At 27.2% G+C, this 22,966-nt stretch carries 15 protein-coding genes and 1 tRNA gene; 5 read left to right on the plus strand and 11 right to left on the minus strand.

The annotated features are described in order from the left end of the window. Positions 1 to 1,383: a tetratricopeptide repeat protein gene (locus tag DB318_RS03115; protein WP_172964363.1), complete on the minus strand. Its 1,383-nt coding sequence runs from the start codon at positions 1,381 to 1,383 to the stop codon at positions 1 to 3. A gap of 202 nt (positions 1,384 to 1,585) precedes the next feature. Between DB318_RS03115 and DB318_RS03120 the strand changes: the two genes are divergently transcribed. The 4 genes from DB318_RS03120 to DB318_RS03135 are packed head-to-tail and all read left to right on the plus strand — an operon-like array spanning position 1,586 to position 7,918. Then, positions 1,586 to 2,608, plus strand: coding sequence for a hypothetical protein (locus DB318_RS03120; RefSeq protein ID WP_151073448.1), 1,023 nt, complete (start codon positions 1,586 to 1,588; stop codon positions 2,606 to 2,608). Next, positions 2,601 to 4,754 carry a flagellar assembly lytic transglycosylase gene (locus DB318_RS03125; protein ID WP_151060484.1) on the plus strand — a complete coding sequence of 718 codons (2,154 nt, stop codon included), beginning with the start codon at positions 2,601 to 2,603 and terminating at the stop codon, positions 4,752 to 4,754. The genes DB318_RS03120 and DB318_RS03125 overlap by 8 nt, the downstream gene beginning before the upstream one ends. Positions 4,755 to 4,768: 14 nt before the next feature. Then, complete coding sequence (locus DB318_RS03130) at positions 4,769 to 5,563, plus strand: undecaprenyl-diphosphate phosphatase (RefSeq protein WP_151074281.1); 795 nt, start codon at positions 4,769 to 4,771, stop codon at positions 5,561 to 5,563. A gap of 3 nt (positions 5,564 to 5,566) precedes the next feature. Beyond that, positions 5,567 to 7,918 (plus strand): DNA translocase FtsK, encoded by a 2,352-nt coding sequence (locus DB318_RS03135; RefSeq protein WP_151074282.1) that lies wholly within the window; start codon positions 5,567 to 5,569, stop codon positions 7,916 to 7,918. Between the two features lie 41 nt (positions 7,919 to 7,959). Here the strand turns inward: DB318_RS03135 and rpsU are convergent, their stop codons facing one another. From rpsU to recJ, 3 genes are read right to left on the minus strand one after another with little or no spacing between them, the layout of a single operon-like run. Beyond that, positions 7,960 to 8,172: a 30S ribosomal protein S21 gene (rpsU, locus tag DB318_RS03140; protein WP_151059928.1), complete on the minus strand. Its 213-nt coding sequence runs from the start codon at positions 8,170 to 8,172 to the stop codon at positions 7,960 to 7,962. Positions 8,173 to 8,186: 14 nt separating this feature from the next. Continuing rightward, positions 8,187 to 9,131 (minus strand): M23 family metallopeptidase, encoded by a 945-nt coding sequence (locus DB318_RS03145; protein WP_151059927.1) that lies wholly within the window; start codon positions 9,129 to 9,131, stop codon positions 8,187 to 8,189. Then, positions 9,124 to 11,250, minus strand: a complete 2,127-nt coding sequence (gene recJ, locus DB318_RS03150) for a single-stranded-DNA-specific exonuclease RecJ (RefSeq protein WP_151059926.1) — start codon at positions 11,248 to 11,250, stop codon at positions 9,124 to 9,126. Before recJ ends, DB318_RS03145 begins: the two co-directional genes overlap by 8 nt. A gap of 276 nt (positions 11,251 to 11,526) precedes the next feature. Between recJ and lon the strand changes: the two genes are divergently transcribed. After that, on the plus strand, positions 11,527 to 13,947 hold the full coding sequence (gene lon, locus DB318_RS03155) for an endopeptidase La (protein WP_151059925.1): 2,421 nt from the start codon (positions 11,527 to 11,529) through the stop codon (positions 13,945 to 13,947). On the opposite strand, the gene DB318_RS03160 is transcribed toward lon, so the two are convergent. From DB318_RS03160 to rdgB, 7 genes are all read right to left on the minus strand, one after another. Continuing rightward, a complete protein-coding gene (locus DB318_RS03160; RefSeq protein WP_151059924.1) occupies positions 13,936 to 16,239 on the minus strand; it encodes an efflux RND transporter permease subunit in 2,304 nt (767 codons plus the stop codon). The genes lon and DB318_RS03160 overlap by 12 nt on opposite strands. Positions 16,240 to 16,253: 14 nt before the next feature. Further along, positions 16,254 to 18,776: a leucine--tRNA ligase gene (leuS, locus tag DB318_RS03165; protein WP_151074283.1), complete on the minus strand. Its 2,523-nt coding sequence runs from the start codon at positions 18,774 to 18,776 to the stop codon at positions 16,254 to 16,256. 93 nt (positions 18,777 to 18,869) lie between these two features. Then, positions 18,870 to 18,953: transfer RNA gene (locus tag DB318_RS03170), tRNA-Leu, on the minus strand. Positions 18,954 to 18,973: 20 nt separating this feature from the next. Next, positions 18,974 to 19,588, minus strand: a complete 615-nt coding sequence (locus DB318_RS03175) for a DedA family protein (RefSeq protein WP_151059922.1) — start codon at positions 19,586 to 19,588, stop codon at positions 18,974 to 18,976. After that, entirely contained in the window at positions 19,585 to 20,289 is a 705-nt protein-coding gene (gene pcsA, locus DB318_RS03180; protein WP_151059921.1) for a phosphatidylcholine synthase, read from the minus strand. Before pcsA ends, DB318_RS03175 begins: the two co-directional genes overlap by 4 nt. A gap of 13 nt (positions 20,290 to 20,302) precedes the next feature. Beyond that, positions 20,303 to 22,075: an oligoendopeptidase F gene (gene pepF, locus DB318_RS03185; RefSeq protein WP_151059920.1), complete on the minus strand. Its 1,773-nt coding sequence runs from the start codon at positions 22,073 to 22,075 to the stop codon at positions 20,303 to 20,305. Between the two features lie 120 nt (positions 22,076 to 22,195). After that, positions 22,196 to 22,801: an RdgB/HAM1 family non-canonical purine NTP pyrophosphatase gene (gene rdgB / locus DB318_RS03190; protein WP_151059919.1), complete on the minus strand. Its 606-nt coding sequence runs from the start codon at positions 22,799 to 22,801 to the stop codon at positions 22,196 to 22,198. Positions 22,802 to 22,966 lie beyond the last annotated feature (165 nt).

Below are 22,966 nucleotides of genomic sequence, written 5' to 3' on the forward strand. Positions count from 1 at the left end.
TCATGTGTATTTAGATATGTTAATTTTTTTAAGTATTTGAGTTAGTTTTTTGCCTTCTACTAGATCAATAAGCCTTCCTTCAATCATTTGTTTAGCTTTTAAAGAGAATTTTGATGGAGCAATGCATAGTCCTTTTATTTTATTTTCTTTTATTTTTGAAATGAAATCTTTTAAGAATAATTCACCAAAAGTATCTTGTTCAGTTCTTACAAAGCGTACTATTAAATTTTCTTCCCATTGATTGTTAGCTAAGTGAAAGTTCATATCAATAAATTGCGATGTTATTTCGTTTATTTTAGAATCTCTTATTTGAAATTTATTTAAATATAGTTTTAAAATAATTTCATTTGCTATTTTTACAAAATTTTCTTTTGAACTGCGCAAATATATTCTTAGTGCTATGTTTTCATTTAATCTTTTACTAAATTCTAATTTTTCTTTAATTTTTTTGTAATTTGGATCAATATCTTCAACCTTGGTAAAAGCTTCTGTAGCTTTTTGATAATTTTCAACAGAGATTTGGAGTTCTCCAAGATTATAAAATAATTCAAGGAAAATCTTTTTAGGCAAGTCAGGTTTTACTTTTATTATTTCTTTAATATTTTGTTCTAATTTTTCTAAGTCTTTATTTTTTGAATGAATCTCAGATGTAATTAATAAAGCCTCATAAATCATTCCGTCTTTTTGTTTTATTTTGTTTGCAATCTCTAGTGCTAGATGATCTTGATTCATTTTTGACAAAGACTTAGCATATGCTAAAAGAGCGTCAGTGTCACCTTGTATGTGTTTTTTTATATTATTAAATATTCCAATAGCTTTTCTATAGCTTTCTAGTTTAAATAAAGTTATTCCTATGTGTTTTAGGATGTCTTTATTATTTTTATTAAATTTGTATACTTTTGTAAGATAGTATAGAGCTTCTTTGTACATTTCGTTTTTTAAGAATGCTATACCAAGATAATAATTTGCATCCTCATCTGTTTTTTTAATAAGGTAAGCTTTTTTTAAAAATTCTAAGGCTTCTCTGTTAAAATTTCTTTTAAGATTATAAAACCCATAGCTTAAAAAAGCTTTAAATGTATTTATTTCTTGGCTTATTGGGTTGTCCTCTATTAATTGGCATAATTTTTTTGCATATTTTATACCATTCTCATAGTCTTCATTTTTATAGTAGTAATTATTTAAAATTTCAAGGGCACCTATTTCGTTTGGATTTGTTTTTAATAGAGAAATTGCTCTTTCTATTAATTTTCGTGTTCTCTCGCCATCTTTTTTGATTTTTCCCTTAGTTTTGTCTATTGTAAGCTTTAATGCTATTTTAAAAAATAAAAATACTAAAATAAACACTATCAATGAAGAAATTACTATAAATAGCGACAACACTCGTATTGCTCCTAAATTCAAAATATCTCATTAATTTGCATTATCATATCTACTTTTAATAAAAGTTATTTACTTAAAATAAAAGTAATTTGTAAGTTGAACATCACATTATTTATATTATATTATAGTTATAATAATAATGATAACTATAATTATTATATAAGCTTGGTTTCAATAAAATAAAGCAAAGAGGTTGTAATTTTTGAAAGGGTTTTTAGCAATAAAATTATCCAATAATGAGTATTATTCGGTTTTAAGTTTAGATGATAGTTCTGTTAAGAGAATAATATTAGGCAAGATTGCAGGCGATACTAGTATTAAGTTGAATTTTTATGTTAGTGAATATGAAGATTTTTCAGATTCTTTTTTATTAGGTTCTTTTTTCTTGGATAATTTAAAAAAAGAAAGCTTGAGTGTAAATGTTTATTTTAAAGTTATGGATGACATACTCTATGTATATAGTGAATCTGATGGGATTCAAGATAAATCGAAGTTTGATTTAAGTCTTTTAGATTTTAACCGAACAACTTTTAAAAGATCTAATGGGGGTAGTCTTTTAAATGATTTTAAAAGCGGAATTGGTAATGATTTGTCTGTTGAAAATTTGGGTTCTGAATTTGATTTGAATTTTGAAGAAAGAGATAATTTTGTCAAAAAAGATGTTTCTGATTCGAATACGCCCGCTATTAATTCTTTAGATCTTAAAATTGGAGAAGATCAAAAAATTGATTCAAACGATTTAGATGAGTCAGATTTTGAAGGTTTTGATGATAATAATGATAACTATTTTGATTCTAAAGAGCTTAGTTTAGAAAATAAAAAAGTTGAATATATTGATGAGGAGTCTTTAAATCTTGATGATAATTTTAGGTTTCAAAAATTAGAAGAATCTTCTTCAGAAGAAGATTTGCATGATTTAAGTGTTGAAGACATTATTGCAGATATTGACAAAGATTTAATAGATACTTCAGATGAAGACGTTGAGCTAGATCTTAGAGAAGATTTTGAGAATGATGTTGTGAAAAATAATTTTAAATTAAATTCAAGTGAGGGAATAGTTCATTCTCCTATGCTGTATTTGAGTCTTATTTCTCTTTTTCTTTTAATATTTTTTTCTTTGTTTTTAGTTTTTTCAAAAATTTTAAAGCCTAGAGATTTTGTCTCATATTACTTTGAATTTGGCAAAAAGAGAATTGAGAGATATGGAAAAGATCAAGATGTTTAATAGAAATTCTTTTGTATTTCAAAATTTTATTTTTCTTTTTTTATTTTTAAGTTTATTTTCTTGCTTTGTAAAAAAGGAAATTTCAGGTAGTGATTTTATTAAGATGCATTCAAAAGAGTTTGATTTAAATAATTTGAATTGGTTATGGAATTTTGATTATTCAAAAAAAAATTTTGATAAGTATTTCAATATAGATCCAAGTTCTTATATATATATTGCTTATTTGTTTAAAAAAATAGGATTTGAAGAGAAGTTTGTAGAATATATGAAAAAGGCTATAGCTAATGGGGATAATATTGCATCTCAGTTTGCTGGAATTAAACTTATTGAATATTTTAATTCAATAAAAGATTATTTTTCTTCTGAATTGATTGGAGAGAAACTTTATAAAAAATACGAAAATAATAAATTCATTATACTAGGATATTTCAAAAGTCTTTATTGGCAAAAGAAAAACGATAAGGCACTTAGTCTTTTAAATAAGCTCGATAAGATGAAATTTTCTGATTATCAGGAAAATGAAAATATTTTGTTAAAAGCAGCTCTTTATCTTAATCTTTCTAATGTAAGTGAGTCAAAAATTTATTTTAATAAACTTTTTGAGAACTTGCCTGCAAATTATTTACATGTAAGAGCTTATGATTACTTTATTATTGAAAATAAGTCTAAGTACTTTGGTGCAAATTTTTTAAATCTTGTTAAGTTTAAGTATGAAGTGGCAAATGGCAATTTTAATAGCGCAATAAATATATTAAATAAAAATGGTTTAAATAATTATTATGACAATATCATTGTTTTAGGAGATGTTTATAAGGCTTTTATTAATTCTGGCAAAATTTCAGATGCTTTAACATTTTTTAGTAAAATAAGGAGCAAATATAAGAATTATTATTTAGGTATTTTAAATCTTAGGCTAAAAAATAATTTAGGACTTCTTCTTTTAAAAGAATCTCTTGAAGGTTTGAATCTTAATAATGAGATTAACAGGCTTGCTTTGCTTAATACGGCTTTTAGTAATTTAATTTTTACTAAAAATGCAAGAGATTATTTTGCTGAAAGTGTAGCCAAGTTTTATACTGAGGGCGATAAAAAAAATTCTACTTTTATTAAGATTTTAGAAGAGTATATTTTAGAATCAATTCAGCTTGAAGACTATTATAACCTTTACAAGCTTTATTCTAATGCTCAAAAAGTTATTTCTGATTCTATTTTGTCTAAGCTTGCCTTTATTAATGCAAGGCTTATATATCATAAATTAATTAAACCTAATGTAAGCGGAGAATATAAGATTCTTTTGCATTCTGCTGTTAATTATGACAAATGGTCATATTCTTCATTTATGAGTAGATACTTATTAGATCAAAATATTGATGAATTTTTTACAAGTGGACATGATGTTAAATATGAGCAATCTGATTATGAGATTTTTTTGGAGGGGTTTTTAAAATTTAATCTTTGTCATTATGTTAGGGAGTTTATTTCTGAGGATTTTAGGAATGGATACAAATTTTCACTCGATTTTTATCGAAGAGTATACGATGAACTTTTAAAGAGTGAAAATTATTATGATGCAACTCTTGTGATTAATTATCTTGTAAATCAAGATGAATCTGCTTTAATGGAAAATGATTATAAAAGGCTTTATCCTTATTTGTATGGATCTTTGGTAGAATATTGGGCTAAAAGGCGTGGGCTTGAAGCTAGTATTGTATTTTCTTTAATAAAAGCGGAGAGTAGTTTTGAGAAAAATGCTGTTTCAAAACCCGGCGCTGTTGGTCTTATGCAGGTTATGCCGTCAACAGCAAATGATATTTCTAAAGAACTTAAGTATTTTGATTATGATTTAAAGATTCCAAAAGATAATATAATAATTGGGACATATTATTTAAAAAAAAGAATATCTACAACTGGTAGCCTTTATAAGGCTCTTGCATCTTACAATGGGGGTATTGGTAATGTTAGAAAGTGGGAAAAAAGCTATGGACATTTATCAAAAGAGCTTTTTATTGAGGCAATTCCTTTTAGTCAGACTAGAAATTATATTAAAAAAATATTAGTTTATTCGGTGTTTTATGATGCTTTGTATGAAAAGAAGGGAATAGATTCAGTAATAGTTAAAATTATGGGTGAATTTCCTAAAAATTAGTATTGGAACGGTTAATGATAAATATTTTAAGAGCAATCATTTTAGGTATTGTTCAAGGCATTTCAGAGTTTTTACCAATATCTAGCTCGGGACATTTATTGCTTTTTAGGCATTTTATGCATTTAAAGCTCCCAATAGTATTTGATATTTATTTACACCTTGCAACAGTTTTAGTAATTATTATTTACTATCGTCAAAGGATTTTAGAGCTTTTTTTAACTTTTATTAGATTTTCTTTAAGAAAAACTGATAAATCTGATTTAACAAATTTAAAATTAATATTGCTATTATTAATAATAACTATTGTTACCGGAGTTGTTGGAACTTTTATTTCAAAATACGAGAGAATGTTTACATTACCTTTTATTTTAATTAATTTTATTATAACAGGGATTTTAATCTTGATGCTGGAATTTAATTTTTTCAAAATTGATTTTAAAGGCAATATTTTGTTAGTAGGAATTTTTATGGGGCTAATGCAAGGTTTAGGTGCGCTTCCAGGAATATCTCGTTCTGGAGTTACAATATTTTCTGCGGTAGCTCTTGGGTTTAATAGAAAAAGTGCATTTGAAATTTCATTTTTGTCTTTAATTCCAATAGTTTTTGGAGCGATTTTGCTAAAACATAAAGAATTTTATGATATTTTTATGGTTTTAAATTTTTTTGAAATAAACTTAGGAGCATTGGTTGCTTTTGTTGTTGGCATTTTTTCAATAAATTTATTTTTTAAAATGCTTAATAACAAAAAACTATATTGTTTTTCAATATATTTGTTTGTACTTTCAATTACAGTTTGTTATTTTTTATAGAATATGAAAGATTTTTACCAGTATTTTCAATTTTTGTTTTTTTTTATGCTGTCTGTTATTTCTTTTTCTCTTTTTGTAGCATTGACCCCTTTGAATAATATATTTATATTTTTTGCTTTCAATCTAATAGGACAAATACTTCTTAATGTTTTTTCATTCTTGTCATTTTATTTAATAATTTATCCACTTGTTAATTGGTACGCGTATAAAAAACATATTTTTACTAAAAGGTTTATATTTAATTGGAATTATACTGTAATATTGTTTTTTACTTTAATATTTTTAATAAAAATTAATTCTAATGTTGAAAAATCTTATTTTATTAAGATTTTTCTTATTAATTTTGGTACGATACTTGGAAATTTTTTTATTTTTATTCTTTTAATTTTAGAATTTGTTGTTTGGATTTACTTGAATTATGTTTTTTTCAAAAATGTTAATTTTATTTTAGATACTTTTAAATTTTTAGAGTTTAAGATTAAAATTTTGTTTGAAAACATATTAAGTTATTTCCCCTTTTCAAATTCATTAGATGTAAAAAAAGATATTAAAGTTTATGGGGATTGTATAGAGGATTTAAAAGATTCTCAAGTTCTTGATGAGAAAAAGAATATTATTAATGATGAGGAATATCAAGCTTTATGGTCATTTAGTGCTTTTTTAAGAAATAATAAAAAACCTTCTGATGTTAATTTAGATAAAACTGTTTTTGAAAGCTTAGATTCCGAAGAAGCAAGTTTTGAAAATGAAGAGACTTTAAATGATAATGCTTTAAATGCAGATAAAATTGATGAGTCTTGTGAGTATAAATATTTTGATAATCTTGAAGATAATAAGCTAATTATTAGTGGAAAGGTTAAGGCTAGTGAGATAAGGACTAAAGGTATAATTAGTCAGGTTGCAATTCCTCATGTTTATAATGAAAATGTAGTTTTGAATAAAAAAAGTGATTCTTATGTTATTAATATTTCAGTGTTTGACCAGAAAGAAATTAAAAATGATGTAGAAGATATTGAATATGATAAAGAAATTCAAAAGCAATCAATTATTCTCCAGGAGACATTAAAAGAGTTTAATATTAATGCTAAATTAATTGATATTATTAAAGGCCCTGTTGTGACAATGTATGCTATTCGTCCAGATAAGGGAATTAAGCTTTCTAAGATTACTTCTATTTCTGATAATATTGCTTTAAGGCTTGCAGCTATTAGGGTTAGGATTATTGCTCCAATTCCAGGCAGAGAAGCTGTAGGAATTGAAATTCCTAATAAAAGACGTGAGTTTATTTTAATTTCAGAGATAATAGACAGCAAGGAATTCAGAGGTGATTTTAAAATTCCTTTTGCTCTTGGAAAGGAGATTAGTGGTGAAAATATTGTTTTTGACCTTGTTAATTCTCCACATCTATTAATAGCTGGTGCAACTGGGGCAGGTAAATCAGTTTGTGTGAATTCTTTAATTGCTTCAATTATTTTTTCGAAATCTCCAGATGAAGTGAAATTAATTATGATAGATCCCAAAATAGTTGAGCTTAAGCTTTTCAATGATATTCCTCATTTATTAACTCCAGTTATTACAGATGTAAAAAGAGCTTTAGAAGCTCTTAGATGGTGTCTTGATGAAATGGAGAGAAGGTATGTGCTTCTTGATAATTTATTGGTAAGAGATATTTCTTCTTATAATAAAAAAATAAAAGATGAGAATTTGAATTTAATGACCTTGCCATATCTTGTAATAATTATTGATGAATTTGCAGATCTTATTCTTTCTGCAAGAAAAGATTTGGAAAATTTAATTTCTAGACTTGCTGCAATGGCTAGAGCTGTTGGAATTCATTTGGTTCTTGCGACCCAAAGACCTTCAGTTGACGTTATTACGGGGGTAATAAAAGCCAATTTTCCTTCAAGGATTTCTTTTATGGTAGCCAGCTCTATGGATTCAAGAATAATTCTTGGATCTTCTGGTGCTGAAAAGCTTTTAGGAAAGGGAGATATGCTTTATATTAGTTCTTTAAATCCTTTTCCTCAAAGAATTCAAGGTGGATTTTTAAAGGAAAAAGAAGTTTACAGGCTTGTTGAAGAGGTTAAAAAATTTGGTTTTCCAAATTATATTGATGATGAAATATTTATTGATAGTACAAAAGAGCCAGATTTAGTTGCTCTTGGACCTTCTGATGAGCCAATGTTTGATGAAGCTCTTGAGATTGTTAAATCCACAAAAAAGGCATCGGCATCTTATCTTCAAAGAAGGTTAAAGATAGGCTACAATAGAGCAGCTCGAATTATTGAAATTATGGAAGATATGGGGTATGTAGGCCCTGTTAATGGATCAAAGCCAAGAGAGGTATTAATTTAATTTAAAAGTAAAGAGATATCCATTTGAACATCTCTTGCTATCTATCTACTATTAGTTTTTTGTTTTAATTTTCTTACTTTTTTTGCTTGTTTTCTTTTAAAAGCTTTTTCCTTTTTTACTCGTATTGTGGATGGTTTTTCATAATATTCTCTTCTTTTCCATTCGCGAATAATTGCCTCTTTTTCAATCATTCTTTTAAAACGTTTTAATGCTTTTTCAAGATTTTCATTTTTGTCCACAGTGACTGTTACCAAAAAATTACCTCCTTTTACTCTATTCTTTTAATATTATTGATTATTTTATTTTTGTCAATAAGCATGCCATTTAAAAGAAAATCTGGGTTTATTGCTATGCCATTCATTCTTACTTCGAAATGTAAATGAGGCCCTGTTGAGAGGCCTGTATTTCCAGTATGTCCAATATATTCCCCAGCACTAACTATTTTATTTTCACTTATTCCCAATTTTGAAAGGTGAAGATAAATTGTAAATATACCCGGCAGATGTTGTATTATAAGGGTATTGCCCGTTAGTTCTCTATTTTGTGCAAATACAACTTTTCCTTTCCCAGCAGCAAAAATTGGAGTATTTTCTCTTTTAAATGGCGCATAATCAATTCCATTGTGCATTGTATAATTTGAAATTTTTTTGTTACCTTGCATATAAAGCCTTAAATCTCCATATTGACTTGTTATGATGTATTGATCTTTTATTGGTTTAACTAAAGCGTCGTAGTGGTATATTGTTGTGTCTCCAATATTTCCAATAATATTCCATAATACCAAGGCTTGTTCTTGTTGTTTTATTGATTTTTTTTGGGTAATAAGTCTGGCTTTTTCTTTGTTAAAACTAATTTTTGTTCTTTTGAAGTTAAATTTTTTTATTTCTATTTCTTTGACATAGCTTTTATTTTGGAATTCTATTTGAATTTTTCTTTTTCCTTCTTTTATCATTGGTGTAATTCCTATAAATGCTATGTAGTAAGTTTTGCTTCCTACTGTAAATTTGAATGGAGAAGAACTTATTATTGGAGTTTTATTTATGCTTAAAAGTGATAACTTTTTAAAGTTATTATTACTTGCAAAGTATATGTAATCTCCTTGAAATGCCTCTTTTTTATATTGGACTTTAGGAATAGTATTTGTTATTTCTGAATTTATATTTTCTATTCCCAGAATGAAAAATATAAGTAATGTTTTTTGTATTTTATACATTGGCTTGAGCACTCTTTTTTATGTCTATGATTTTTAAAATTTTTTCTCTCGGGCAGTAGAAATCTTCAGCAACTGTAAAAATGATGTCTAAATATTGATCTTCTTTTATATTCAATTCTTCTATTTTTTTTGTTCCGTTAAAAAAAATAGCTTTATAGTAATCTTTTTGTGATTTAATGCGCATATTTATATGTTTTGAGCTATGATTTTTGTCAATTATTTTTAGTTCTTCAAGGTAAACATTTTCCATCATTAATATTGGCTCTCTAAATTCATATCCATAAGGTTCAAGTATTTCTATTGTTTTAAAAAGAGAATCTTTTGTTAAATTCTTTGGAAGAATAGCATCTATTAATATTGATTCGTTTTTATCAGTATTTTCATATTCAACTTTTGTAGTTGCATGTTCTAATTCTTTAATAAAGTCTTCGAGTAAATTTTCATGCAATGTAAATCCAGCGGCAGCTTTATGTCCCCCTGAATTTATTACTAAATGAGAAGGTACTATTGATATTAGTTCTTTTGAATTGATTTTATTGTTTGACCTAATTGATCCTTTAATAATATTATCTTGCTTTGTTAAAAAAATAGCAACTTTTTGGTAGTAAGCAGAAAGTCTGGTTGCAATTCTGGAACTTATTCCTTTTGGGGTATTTTGATCATAGCAAACTATGAATTTATCGTTTTTTAAAATAATATTTTTATTATGCGAATTCCAAGCTTTTTCTTCTTTATATTTTCTTAGCTCGTTGATTTCTTTTATTTCTTGGAATTTATTTTCTATTTGGTTAATGTCGTTAGTTAGTAAAAAATTTATTGCAATATCTGCTTTTTCAAGTCTGCCTGTTGAGTTTAGTATTGGTGCAATTTTATATGCGATATCTATTGAAGTTATATTTGTTTTTGTTAATATGTTTGCATCTTTTAATAAATAATTAATAGACATTCTTTCTCTTAGTGCAATTTCTTTAAGACCTGCTTTTAGGATTATTCTGTTTTCATTAATAATAGGCATATTGTCTGCAATTGTTCCTATTGCAACAAAGCTAAGTTTTTTTAGACATTTTTGGAGTAAATTTTTGTTACTTTCGAAAATTATATTGTAAAATATGTAGTAAAGTTTGTCTTTAATCTCAACTTTTTTATATTTAAAATATTTAGTTACTTGGATTAAGTCTTTTAATGTTTTTTTTCTAAAATTTGGGTATTTTTTTATAAAATTTTCACTAATATCAATTGTGTTTATATTTATACTTCTTCCAAAGTATTTATTAAATAATTGTTCCTGATCTTCTTTGTTAAAGATTACTATGTATTTGTTTTTTACAAATTTTTCTAGTTTGTTTAAGTTAATTAAAGGGTCATTCTTATTATTTAATCTTAGATATTGTTTTAAAATATAGTTATTTATTTCTATTGCATGAATAATAATTTCATCTTTTGTTTTTTCTAAAAATAAAAATACAAGGTTTTTAGAATAAAGATCCGTAAAGGACATGCTAAGAGCAAGACAAGTTTTAAAACTAACACAACATCCTGCTATTTCTTTGAATGGATATTTGTCCCCTTTTAGATGAGGATTTATAACTATGCTTTCAGTTTTAAAATCTTCACTTGGAAGATGGTGGTCTGTGATTATTATTTCTATTCCTTTTGAATTTGCATAATCTATTTCTTCAATACTAGAGATGCCATTATCAACGGTTATTATTAAAGATATTTTTTGTTTTATGCTTTCGTTGATTAATTCGTTTGAAAGTCCATAAAATTCTCCATTTGAAGGTATTTTATAACTCACATTAAGTCCAAAATCTTTAAGAGTTTCATACATTATTATTGTTGCTGTGATTCCATCAGCATCTTTATCTCCAAAGATTAATATGTTTTCATTTTCTTTGATTGCTTTATTAATTCTTTTTATGAATTTATCTATATTCTTTAATAAGAATGGGTTGTGTAATAAATTTACGCTGTCTTCAAGGAAAAACATGAAATCTTCTTCTTTGATTTCTCGTTTTATAAGCAAAGTCGCTTCAAAAAGATTGATATTATATTTCTTAGCAATGTGAGTTAATTCTTGGTTTTGTATATTAGTTTCTTTTTGTTTCCAAATTTTCATTTGTTTCTCTAGGATTGATTTTTTAATCGATTTTTCAAGGCTTCTTCTTTACTAGCTTCACCATAGATTAATTAATTTTAACTAACAGACATTGTGTTTGTTATTGAATGGCACAGCTTTAGTGGATTATAATTTTCACTATAATTCAAATTCATGTTTATAATTTTAACTTTACAAGTTCTCATTTCATTATTTTATAATAAAAAAAAATATTATTAAATGAATTTTCATAAAATATTTGTTTTGTTATAATTAGCCTAGGAGATTTCGAATTTTATGGATGAATTTAAAAAAGCTAAGTCAGGGGATAAAAAGAAGGAAAAAACTGTAGCTGGTATTTTACCCCATTCTAATAAACCCGCAAGAGTGCCTTTAATAGCGGTTCCTTCCCATCCAGTTTTTCCAGGGATGTTTATTCCGATTGTTATAATCTCTGATTCTGATATGAAAGCAATCGATTATGCCATGAAAGGTAATGGAATCATTGCTTTGTTTGTTTTGAATGATAAATTTTTAGAAAAAAACAATAATAATGATCAACATAAATTAATTGTTGATTATAGTAAAGATATTTATTCTGTTGGAGTTACTGGGAAGATAATAAAAAAAATTAATCTTCCAGATGGTGGTTATAACATATTTGTTTCAACTTTTGATAGGATTAAATTTGTTAAAGTTGTTCTTAATGACAAGTTTCCTATAATTGAGATTGACTATTTAAAGCAAATTCCAGTTAGAAAAGACGATATTCAATCAAAGGCAGTTTACAGTAGTATTTTGCTTAGAACTAAAGAGATATTCTCCCATAGAAAAATGCCAGAAGTTCAATTAAATATGGTTAATATTGAAGATAAAGGGAAATTATGTGATATTGTGGCTAGTACTATTTCATCTTCAAAAAGTGATCATCAAATAGTTCTTGAAACTTTAAGTGTAAAAGATAGGCTTAAAAAAGTTTTAGAGCTAATTTATGAAGAGCTTAATTTAATTGAAATTCAAAATAAAATTGCTAAAGGTATTCAGGAGAGATTAGAGAAACAACAAAAAGAGTTCTTTTTAAAAGAACAGCTTAAAGCTATTAAAGCTGAACTTGGTATAGGTGATAAAAAAAACAGTGATTTAGAAAAGCTTAAAACTAAGCTAAAGGCTTTAGATTTAAAAGGAGAATCTTTAGAGGTAGTTGAAAAAGAATTGGAAAAATTTTCACTTCTTGAGACAAGTTCGCCTGAATATATTGTTATTAGAAATTATCTTGAACTTATTACTGAGCTTCCTTGGCGAGATTTGAAAATTAATTTTGATAAATTAGATTTGCAAAAATCTAAAAAAATTTTAGATAAAACTCATTATGGGATGACCGAAGTTAAGGATAGAATTATTGAATATATTTCAATTCTTAAGTTAAGAAAGACCCAAAAAGGGGCTATTATTCTTTTGGTTGGACCCCCTGGTGTTGGTAAAACTTCTATTGGGGCAGCTATTGCAAAGGTTTTGCGAACCAAGTTTTTTAGATTTTCTGTTGGTGGAATGCGCGATGAATCAGAGATTAAGGGGCATAGAAGAACTTATGTTGGTGCTTTGCCTGGCAAAATTATTCAAGGATTAAGAATTACTAAGACAAATTCTCCTGTTTTTTTAATTGATGAGGTGGATAAAATTTCTGCTTCAAATTATGGGGATCCTTTTTCAGTTCTTCTTGAAGTTTTAGATCCCGAACAGAATGTTAAATTTAGAGATCATTATCTTGACCTTCCTTTTGATATTTCAAATGTATTTTTTATTTTAACCGCGAATTCTGTTGAAACAATACCAAGACCTTTGTTAAATAGAATGGAGGTTATTGAAATTTCTGGATATGTTGATAACGAAAAAATAGAGATTGCAAGAAAGTATTTAATTCCTAAAGTTTTAAGTGAAAACGGAGTTGATAAAGATTCTTTAAAATTTCAAAGTTCAGCTCTTGTTCAAATTGCTCAAGAGTATGCAAGAGATAATGGAGTGAGAAATTTTGAAAAATATTTAAACAAAATTGTACGAAAGGTTGCAAGAAAGCTTGTTGAAAACACTGAGGTTAAATCCTATCAAATTTCTAATGACAATCTAGAAGAATATGTTGGTGTACCTGTTTTTAGAAAGGAAAGTATGCCAAATGCTATGTATTCTGGGATGGTAATGGGTCTTGCTTGGACAAATTATGGGGGTTCGACCTTAATGATTGAAACTGTAAAGACAGAGTCCAAGGTGGGTGGAATTAAATTAACAGGCAGGCTTGGGGATATTATGAAGGAATCCGCTAATATTGCTTATACTTATGTTAATAGTATTAAAGAAGATTTAAATATTAGCAAATCTTTTTTTGAAAAAAATATTATCCATTTACATATTCCAGAAGGAGCTACCCCAAAAGATGGGCCTTCTGCAGGAATTACAATAGCTAGTGCTTTTATTTCTCTTGCTCTTAATAAGGTTGTGAGACCCCATTTGGCTATGACAGGAGAACTTTCTCTTACTGGAAATGTGATGATGATAGGGGGGCTTAGAGAAAAAATAATTGCAGCAAAGCGTAGCGGCGTGGAGCACATCATTATGCCTCAAGCAAATAGGGTCGACTTAGAAGAGATTCCTATTAACATTAAGAGTGGTATTAATTTTTATCTTGTAGATAATATGCGCGAGGTCATTAAATTATTGTTTTAATTTTTTTAAATTGCTATTTGAGGCTAGTTTTACTCTAGGTTTAAATAAATAAGTTAATAATGGAAGAAGAGTTAGCGATGCAAGAGATGTTGTTAGCATTGTAAAAGCAATTATTGCTCCAAGAGTTGATATTATTTTATAGGATGAAAATGTTAAGGTTAAAAATCCTATTCCTACAGAAATAGAATTTGCAAATATTCCATTAAATACGCTGGGTATTGATTCAAGTAGTGCATTTTTGTAGATTTGACTTTTTCGGTATTTTAAAATAAACGTATTGAAAAAATGAATTGAATAATCTACTCCGACTCCCATGCTTACAGATGCAATTGTTGCTGTTGCGGGGTTTAAGGTTATTCCAAATAATCTCATTACGGCAAAGTTTAAAAACACGGACCATGCCACTGGGATTGCAATAATTATTCCGGTTTTTATAGATTTAAAGAAAAACATAAGCAACAGTGTTATTGATCCAAGAGTTGTTATAATGTTCGTAACCTGTTCTTTTACCATTGTTTTAGCTATTAGCACCTTATCATATACTCCTGAGAAATGATATTTATTATTTCTCATATGTTCATTAATTGTTTTAATAGCATATTTTTCAAATTTTTTTATTCCTTCGGTTGAGTTGTCTTCAATTCTTACCATGATAGATATTAATGACCAATCATCATTAATGTACATTTTTTTATTGTCTTTAGCCCAATCGCTTTTATCTACTAAATTTATTAGTTTGTTTAGTATGGTTTTATTTTCAGGCAGTTTGTACTCTAGCGGGGATTCTTTTTTAATTTTGAAATTTGTAAATTTTAAAATTCCATTAATAGAGCTGGATTGAGTTTTTGCAGAAAATGCATCAAGTTTATCTGTAATCAAATCTAAGATTTGCATTGCTTTAGCATTTTTAAATTCACCAGGATTGCCTTCAAGCTCTATTTTGAAAATCGATATTCCGCCCATTTCTTTTTGCATTAGGTTTAATGTTTTTTTTACACTTGTGCTTTCTTTAAAGTAATCTTTTTCATCAAAATTGATTTCTATTTTTAAAAGACCCGCAATCGAAATTCCCAGTATGATGACTACTATTATAGAGGATGTATATTTTCTTTTTAATATAGACTTTGTTATTTGTGTATTTATTTTGGCAAGCTTTTCAAGGAAAAGTATTTTATGCGGTTTATTTTCTTTTTGTTTCTCAAGAGACTTTTTTTTTGCAAATGGGATTAATGTTATTATTCCAGGTAAAACGGTTAATGAGATTGCCATTGAGATAATTACTCCAATTGACATGAAAATACCCATTGTTTTGTAAGCATTAATTGAAGAGGTTGTAAGAGATAAGAATCCAAATGCAGTTGTAAGAGATGTTAGTAGTATGGGTGTTTTAAGCTTTTTAATAGTTGTTTTTATTGATTCTTTTGAAAGCTGTTCTTTTTTTATTAATTTAAATATTCCATTTATTATGTGCACAGCATTAGCGCATCCGATTGAAATAAGTAAAACAATCATTGAAGTTTCTGGTACTGTAATGGGGGATTGTACAAGTCCTTTAATTCCAAAAGTCCAAATCAATGATAATAATGCAATAAAAATGGGAATTAATGCACCGATTAGATTTTTTATAATAAGATAAAGTGAAATTATTACCACAAAAGTAGCAAGAGGGCCTAAGATCTTGAAGTCTTCGACCATGTAGTTTAAAATTTTTTCTCTTACTATTAAATCTCCTGTAAGATACAATTTTAGATCTTTTGTTTCATATTTTTTAATTGTTTTTTCCATCGCATCAAGTTCAGTTTTTAAATTTCTACTGAAATTAATTTTGTCACTCTCTGATGGAATTATTATGAAGTATATTAAATTTTCTGAGTTGCCTAAGAATGTATTTTTTACAAATGGAGTTGACTTTATTTTATTTTTTATTTCTTCTATGTCTTTATCTGTGTAGATTTCTTTTTTAAATTGTGGAAAATAAGAGAATATGCTTGTTACGGCATTTGGAGATACTTTTAAAATTTTGGTTATTTCATTGATTACACTGTTTATTGTTTCAAAATTTTTTTTATTGAAAATATTTTTTTTATCTTGAAAAATTACTATTGTAGATAAAAGTGAATTGCTTTTATCAATGTCTATCAAGCTTTCAGTTTCTTTAGTTTTGGGAATAAGTTTTAAGATGTTTGCATCGAATTTAAGATTTTTTAAAAAAAATCCTAAAAAAATAGTAATTAATATAAATATTGTGAATATAATTCCTTTATATTTAATGCTTAGACTTGCAAAGTCCATATAATGCCTCTTTTTTATTTTATCACTATGTTGACAAGTTTGTTTTTAATTGCAATTATTTTGACAATTTTTTTATTTAATAAGTTTGATTTTATTTTGCTATTTTTCATTGCTATTTCTTTTAGCTCTTTTTCATCTATTTCTTTGTTTAGTAAGATTTTATCTTTTATTTTTCCATTTATTTGCAAGACAATTTCTTTTCTGTCTTTAATAATAAGATTTTCATCGAATTTTGGCCATTTTGAATTTTTGAATAAACTGGGTGTTTCTCCAAGATATTCCCATAGCTCTTCTGCTAAATGGGGTGCATACGGGGATAAAATAATGACAAATGGTTTAAATATATTCAAATAATTTTTTTCATACTTGAGAAGCTCATTGACAAATATCATCATAGCAGAGATTGCTGTGTTGAAGTTTAGTTTTTCTGTGTCTTCTGTGACCTTTTTTATTACTTTATGTAGTTGAGATATTATTTCTTTTGGAGGGTTGTCTTTTGATAGTTCTTTTTCTCTCAAATTCCAAATTTTGTTTAAAAATCGAAAAACACCAATAATGCCTTTAGTGTTCCAAGGTTTAGAATCTGTTAGTGGCCCCATAAACATTTCATAAATTCTTATTGAATCTGCTCCAAATTCTTTAATAATATCGTCTGGATTTATTACGTTCTTTAAAGATTTTGACATTTTGGCAATTACTTGGGTTACTTCTTTATTATCTTTTTTGTCAAAAAATTTATTATCTTTTTCTATAACCTGGTCATTGGGTATTAAAATCCCATTTTCTTTTTGATAAGAAAATGCGGTTATTATGCCTTGATTTATAAGTTTTTTAAAAGGTTCTTTGGTATTTACATATCCTAGATCATAAAGAACCTTGTGCCAAAACCTTGAGTAAAGTAGGTGTAATACTGTATGTTCAGCCCCACCTATATATAGATCAACCGGCATCCAATATTCAATTTTTTTTTTATTTGCAAACTCTTTTGGGTTTTTAGGGTCAAGGTATCTCAAATAATACCAACAAGAACCTGCCCATTGAGGCATTGTGTTTGTTTCTCTTGTAAAGCCTGTATCTTTTACGTTTACCCAATCTTTAATCCTTGATAAAGGAGATTCTCCTGTTTTAGAAGGCTTATAGTTTGCAATTTCTGGAAGCTTTAAGGGAAGGTCATGTTTTTCTAAAGGTATTGCATTCCCAAGCTTATCAAACAAAATGGGTATAGGTTCTCCCCAGTATCTTTGTCTTGAAAAAATCCAATCTCTAAGCTTGTAGGTAACTTTTTCTTCCCCTTTTTTATTTTTAGTAAGCCATTCTATTACTTTATCTTTTACTTCAGAATTTTTAAGATTATTAAACCCATTAGGAGAATTTATTGAAATTCCATCATTAATAAATGCTTTTTCTAATACTTCATTTTTCCCCGATTTTGATATTACGGGCAAAATTTTTAATTTATACTTTTTAGCAAATTGAAAGTCTCTCTCATCATGTGCTGGAACACCCATTACAGCTCCAGTGCCATAAGTTCCTAATACATAGCTTCCAACCCAAATTGGAATTTTTTCATTTGTTATTGGATGAAGTGCATAAGATCCTGTAAAAACCCCCGATTTATCTTTTTCAAGAGAGGTTCTCTTAAGATCACTTTTGAGTTCTTCTTGTTTTACATATTTTAAGACATTTTTTTTGAAGTTGTTTTTTGTTATTTTTTCTATTAGTTTGTTTTCTGGTGCGATTACTAAATATGTGATACCAAATATTGTGTCTGGCCTTGTTGTAAAGACTTTGATTTTATCATTGTAGCCTTCAATTTCAAAGTCGATTTCAATCCCTGTTGATTTGCCAATCCAATTTCGTTGCATTTCTTTTACAGATTCAGGCCATTCTAATTCTTCAAGGTCGTTTAACAATCTTTCAGCATACTTTGTAATTTTTAAAACCCATTGTCTTAAATATTTTTTTTCGACGTTGTAAAATCCTCTCTCAGATTTTGGTCCATTTGGAGTTTGAATAATCTCTTCATTTGATAATACTGTTCCAAGTTCAGAACAGTACCATACAGGCATTTCTTTTTCATAAGCTAGGCCTTTTTTATATAATTGCAGGAAAATCCACTGTGTCCATTTATAGTAATTTTCGTCATGTGTTCTAATTTCTCGATCCCAATCATAGGCAAATCCCAAAGCTTTTATTTGTTTTTTAAACTTATTAATATTTTCTTCTGTACTTTTTTTAGGATGAGTTCCTGTTTGTATTGCATAATTTTCAGCAGGAAGTCCAAAGCTATCAAATCCTATTGGGTGAAGTACGTGAAATCCATTCAAAAGCTTGTATCTTCCAAATATGTCAGTAGCTGTGTATCCTTCTGGATGGCCAACATGAAGTCCGTTGGCAGAAGGATAGGGGAACATGTCAAGTATATATAATCTTTTTTCTTTAGGAATGCTTGGATCTTCTGTTACTTTGTACGTTTTGTTATTATCCCAAAATTCTTGCCATTTTTTTTCAATTTTTATGAATTCGTATTTAGACATTTGTCCTCTTAAAAATTAATCTGTAATTTATTCTCTAACATTCCTCTAGAGTGCATTTTAGTTAATTTTTTTAATAAGCTACTAACAATTTAATGCTGTGAACTGGACTTGAACCAGCATGGGTTTACGCCCACTAGCCCCTCAAGCTAGCGTGTCTACCACTTCCACCACCACAGCGCTATTAACCATTATATTTTTTATTTTAAATTTTTGTCAACTTTTTTATTTTTTTTAATTACGCATATTATTATTGCTGTTGATATTATGGCAATAAATATTGCAAAGATAATTACTTTTATTTTTGCAAATATTATTTCAAATGATTGTCCTAGTTTAAAGCTGAGAGTAAAATAAACCAGTATTGAGAGTAAAGTTGCAAAAAAGTCAGAAACAATAAATAGATTGGATTTCATATTTCCCATTCCCGCTGATATAAATATTGCGTTTCTAACTCCAAAGGGTATAAACCTTCCTATAAATAAAGTTAATACTCCATATTGACCATAGTAGTAATTTATTTTGTCAAGCAGGTTATTGTCTTTTTTATTTTTAAACAATTTATTTCCCATTAATTTCCCAATGTAAAAAGATATTATGTCTCCAAGATAGGCTCCCCAAAAAATTCCTAAAAATATTAATACAGTATATCCATTTTTTCGACTAGATAGAATTCCACCCATTAATACTATTGCATCTTCAGAAATAGGAATATTAAGCCCTGCTAAGATTAACAAAGAAAAAAATACTATTGGAGAATAGGCTATGTTTGAATCAATAGATTCTATTATTGTGTTTATATACATTGTTATCATCTATTTCTTGTTTTATAGGTTAAATATATGCTTGCTAAAGTTAAATATACAAAGTAAAGGATAAGAACTGTTTTTGCTATTTTTAACGCTGTTGTAGATAATTCTGAAAATATTGATACAACAAATATTAGGCAGCTTATTATTGTTATTGGTATGGTAATTTTCCTTAATTCTTTAGTTTTTGACGGGTAAATAAATTTTATTGGTATAAAGCTTATAATAATGCATATTGATATCATAATAAGATTTGTTATTGGCTCTATTTTAAAGATTATGTTTGATATTACAAAGAGATTCCATAGAGAAGGAAATCCTCTAAAGTAGTTATCACTTGTTTTTGCGTCTGTTCTTGAGAATTGGTATGCTGATGAGAGTAAAATCCCAATGCAAATGGCGACTTTATATTTTTCTGAAATGAATTCTCCTAAATAAAAAAATATAACAGGTATGAAGGTATAGTTTATGTAGTCTGTAATGTTATCAAGTAGAGCACCATCAATTTCAGGTATTAACTCTTTGACTTTAAGCTTTCTTGCCATAGTTCCATCAATTCCATCTATTATAAGTCCTATTACTATTAACTTTAAAAGAAGAGAATAATCACCATTTACAATTGAAATTATTGAGTAAAGTCCTACAATCAAACCAGATGCTGTAAAAATATGTACAAGCCAAGCTAAAATCAAATTGATATTTTTCACAGTAAATCTCCTTTTATTGGAATATTTGCTTTATCTCTTCAAGTCTACATTTGAAAATGTTAATAGTGTTTGTTATTGTTGCTTTTTTTGTTAAATCTACTCCAGTAATATTTAAGGAATCTAATGGATATTTAGAACCACCTGTTTTTAAAAATTTTATATAATTTGCTACTGCATCTTTTTTATTCTCTTTAATGTCTTTGTATATTGATAGAGCAGCTGCAATGCCTGTAGCATACTGATATACGTAAAAAGGTGAATAAAAGTGGGGAATCCTGAGGCATTCAAGGGGGCTTAATTTATCAAATTTTAGACTAGGTCCGAAGTATTTTTTTAGCAAATTCATATAAGTTTCTGTTAGTGTTTCTTTTACTAGAGGTTCTTCATTGCTAATCATTTCATGAATGATGTACTCAAATTCAGCAAACATTGTTTGTCGAAAAAATGTTGAAATCATGTCGTCAATTTGTGTGAGTTTTATATATTTTATTTTTTTAATATCGGCTTCGTTTTTAAGCAAATATTCTGCTAATATTTGTTCGTTAATTATTGATGCTATTTCTGCTTCAAAAATTGAATAATTATAATGCGGGAATGGATTGTTTTTTATACTAAAGTAAGAGTGCATTGAATGTCCTGCTTCGTGCGCAAGCGTAAACATATCTCTTATTGATTCGTCTTTGTAATTAAGAAGTATATAAGGCTTTCCATTGTATGATCCAGCGCTAAAAGCTCCCGATCTTTTCCCAGTATTTTCGTATTTATCAACCCATCTTTCTTTTAAAAGGCCATTTCTTAAGATTTCTGTATATTCATTTCCTAATATCTTTAAAGATTTTAATATTTTCTCACAAGCTTCTTCAAACGAATTTTTAAATGTTATTCCTTTTGTTAATGGTACGTAAACATCGTAATGATTTAGATATTCTTGGTTTAAAACTTTTTTTCTAAAATCATAATAGTCATGAAGCGCAGATAAATTTTCGTTGACAGTTTCAATTAAATTTGTATAAACTTTTTTGTTAATATTATTTGAAAAGAGTTGCATTGAAAAAGTATTTTGGAACTTTCTTGTCTTTGCAATGAAGTGATTTTTTTTAAGGTCTGAAATAATAAGATTTGCAAGTGTATTTTCATTGTTTTTGTATTTTTGATAAAATTTCAAAAAAGCTTCTTTTCTTATTTTTTGGTCTTCGTTTTGTAAAAACAGTGTGTAGGTGGAATTGGTTAAAGGGTGTCCATTAATTTCTCCAAATTCCATATCAGCATTTGTTAATGCTGAGAATATCTTTTGATAAGATGAGTAAAGAGGGGTGTAGTTAGCAAGTATTTCTTCTTCTTGTTCGCTTAAAATATGATTCTTTTCTCTTAGTATTTTTTCAATTGCAATTTTTTTATCCTTAAGCTCAGGTTCATTTATCCAAGTTTGAATTTTTTTTACATCTTCTTTTAGTATTTTGGGTATGAAGAACGAGGTGGTATTAGATACTTTTGTAGTTAAATTAAGGGACATAGAATATATTTTATTTGAATCCTTATTGGTTACATCGGTTTCTAATTGAAGCATTGCATAGTAAGAGGTCTTCTCTAGATCTTCCATAATTTCATAGTATTTGTTTAAAGTTTCTTTAAACAAATCAAAATTTAATTCCAATTTTTCATATTTTTTAAATTCTTTGATTTTAATTTCAATAGCATTGATTGCCTTTTTATATTCTTCTTCACTTGCAAATAGAAAAGATAAATCCCATTTATCATTCTCATTGATTTCATTTCTATTTATCATTAAACTCCCTCCTTCCTTTTTCCATTGTTTTTAGAAATAAATAATACATTGAAATTGTATAAACGTTGTGTTTTTATTTTACAATAAAGTCTAAACTTTATATATAAAAAGCCTTTAAGTTCAACTTTTGAATAAAGATTTTAATAAAAATTTTTTAAATTTTAAAAATGCTATTCCTCGATGGGATATTTTATTTTTTTCTTCAAGTGTTAGGTCGCTAAGCTTTTTATTATTCTTAGTTAAAAATATTGAATCATAACCAAATCCATGGTTTTTATCATTATTTAAACTTAAGGCAATTTTCCCCTTAATAATTCCTTCAAAATTTGATATTTGGCTATTTTTTGATATATAGCTTATGTTGCATATAAAATATGCTTGTCTATTTTTTTCATTTTTCATTAAATCTAAAATAAGCTGATTTTTTTCATTAGTGCTTAATTTTTTACTTAGCTTGTAAGTATCATATCTTTTAGAGTAAATTCCAGGCTCCAAGTTTAGTGCATTAATGCACAATCCAGAATCTTCTCCAAAAACATTTTGATTTTTATTTAAAATTTCAAATAGTGCTTTTGCTTTAAGCAAAGAGTTCTCTTTAAATGTTTTTCCTGTTTCTTTTATGTTAAAATTTTTAGGAACTATTAATTCTAAGTTGGGTATATCTAATATATTTTTTACTTCATTTATTTTATTTTCATTTGTTGTTGCAAAAAATAGTGTTTTCATTTATATAATAATAAAGTATTTGCGAGTTTAATTGTATAACTATATTGGTTTTTAAGTATTATTCTCTTTAATTATGTGTATTTGTTCAATATTTTTGTACCAGGTTTTATCGAAAAATTTGGATTTTTGTCTAAAGTATTAAAATAAATTTTTAATTTTTTTGTT

This window comes from [Borrelia] turdi (assembly GCF_008828755.2).
GTDB classification, from domain to species: Bacteria; Spirochaetota; Spirochaetia; order Borreliales; family Borreliaceae; genus Borreliella; species Borreliella turdi.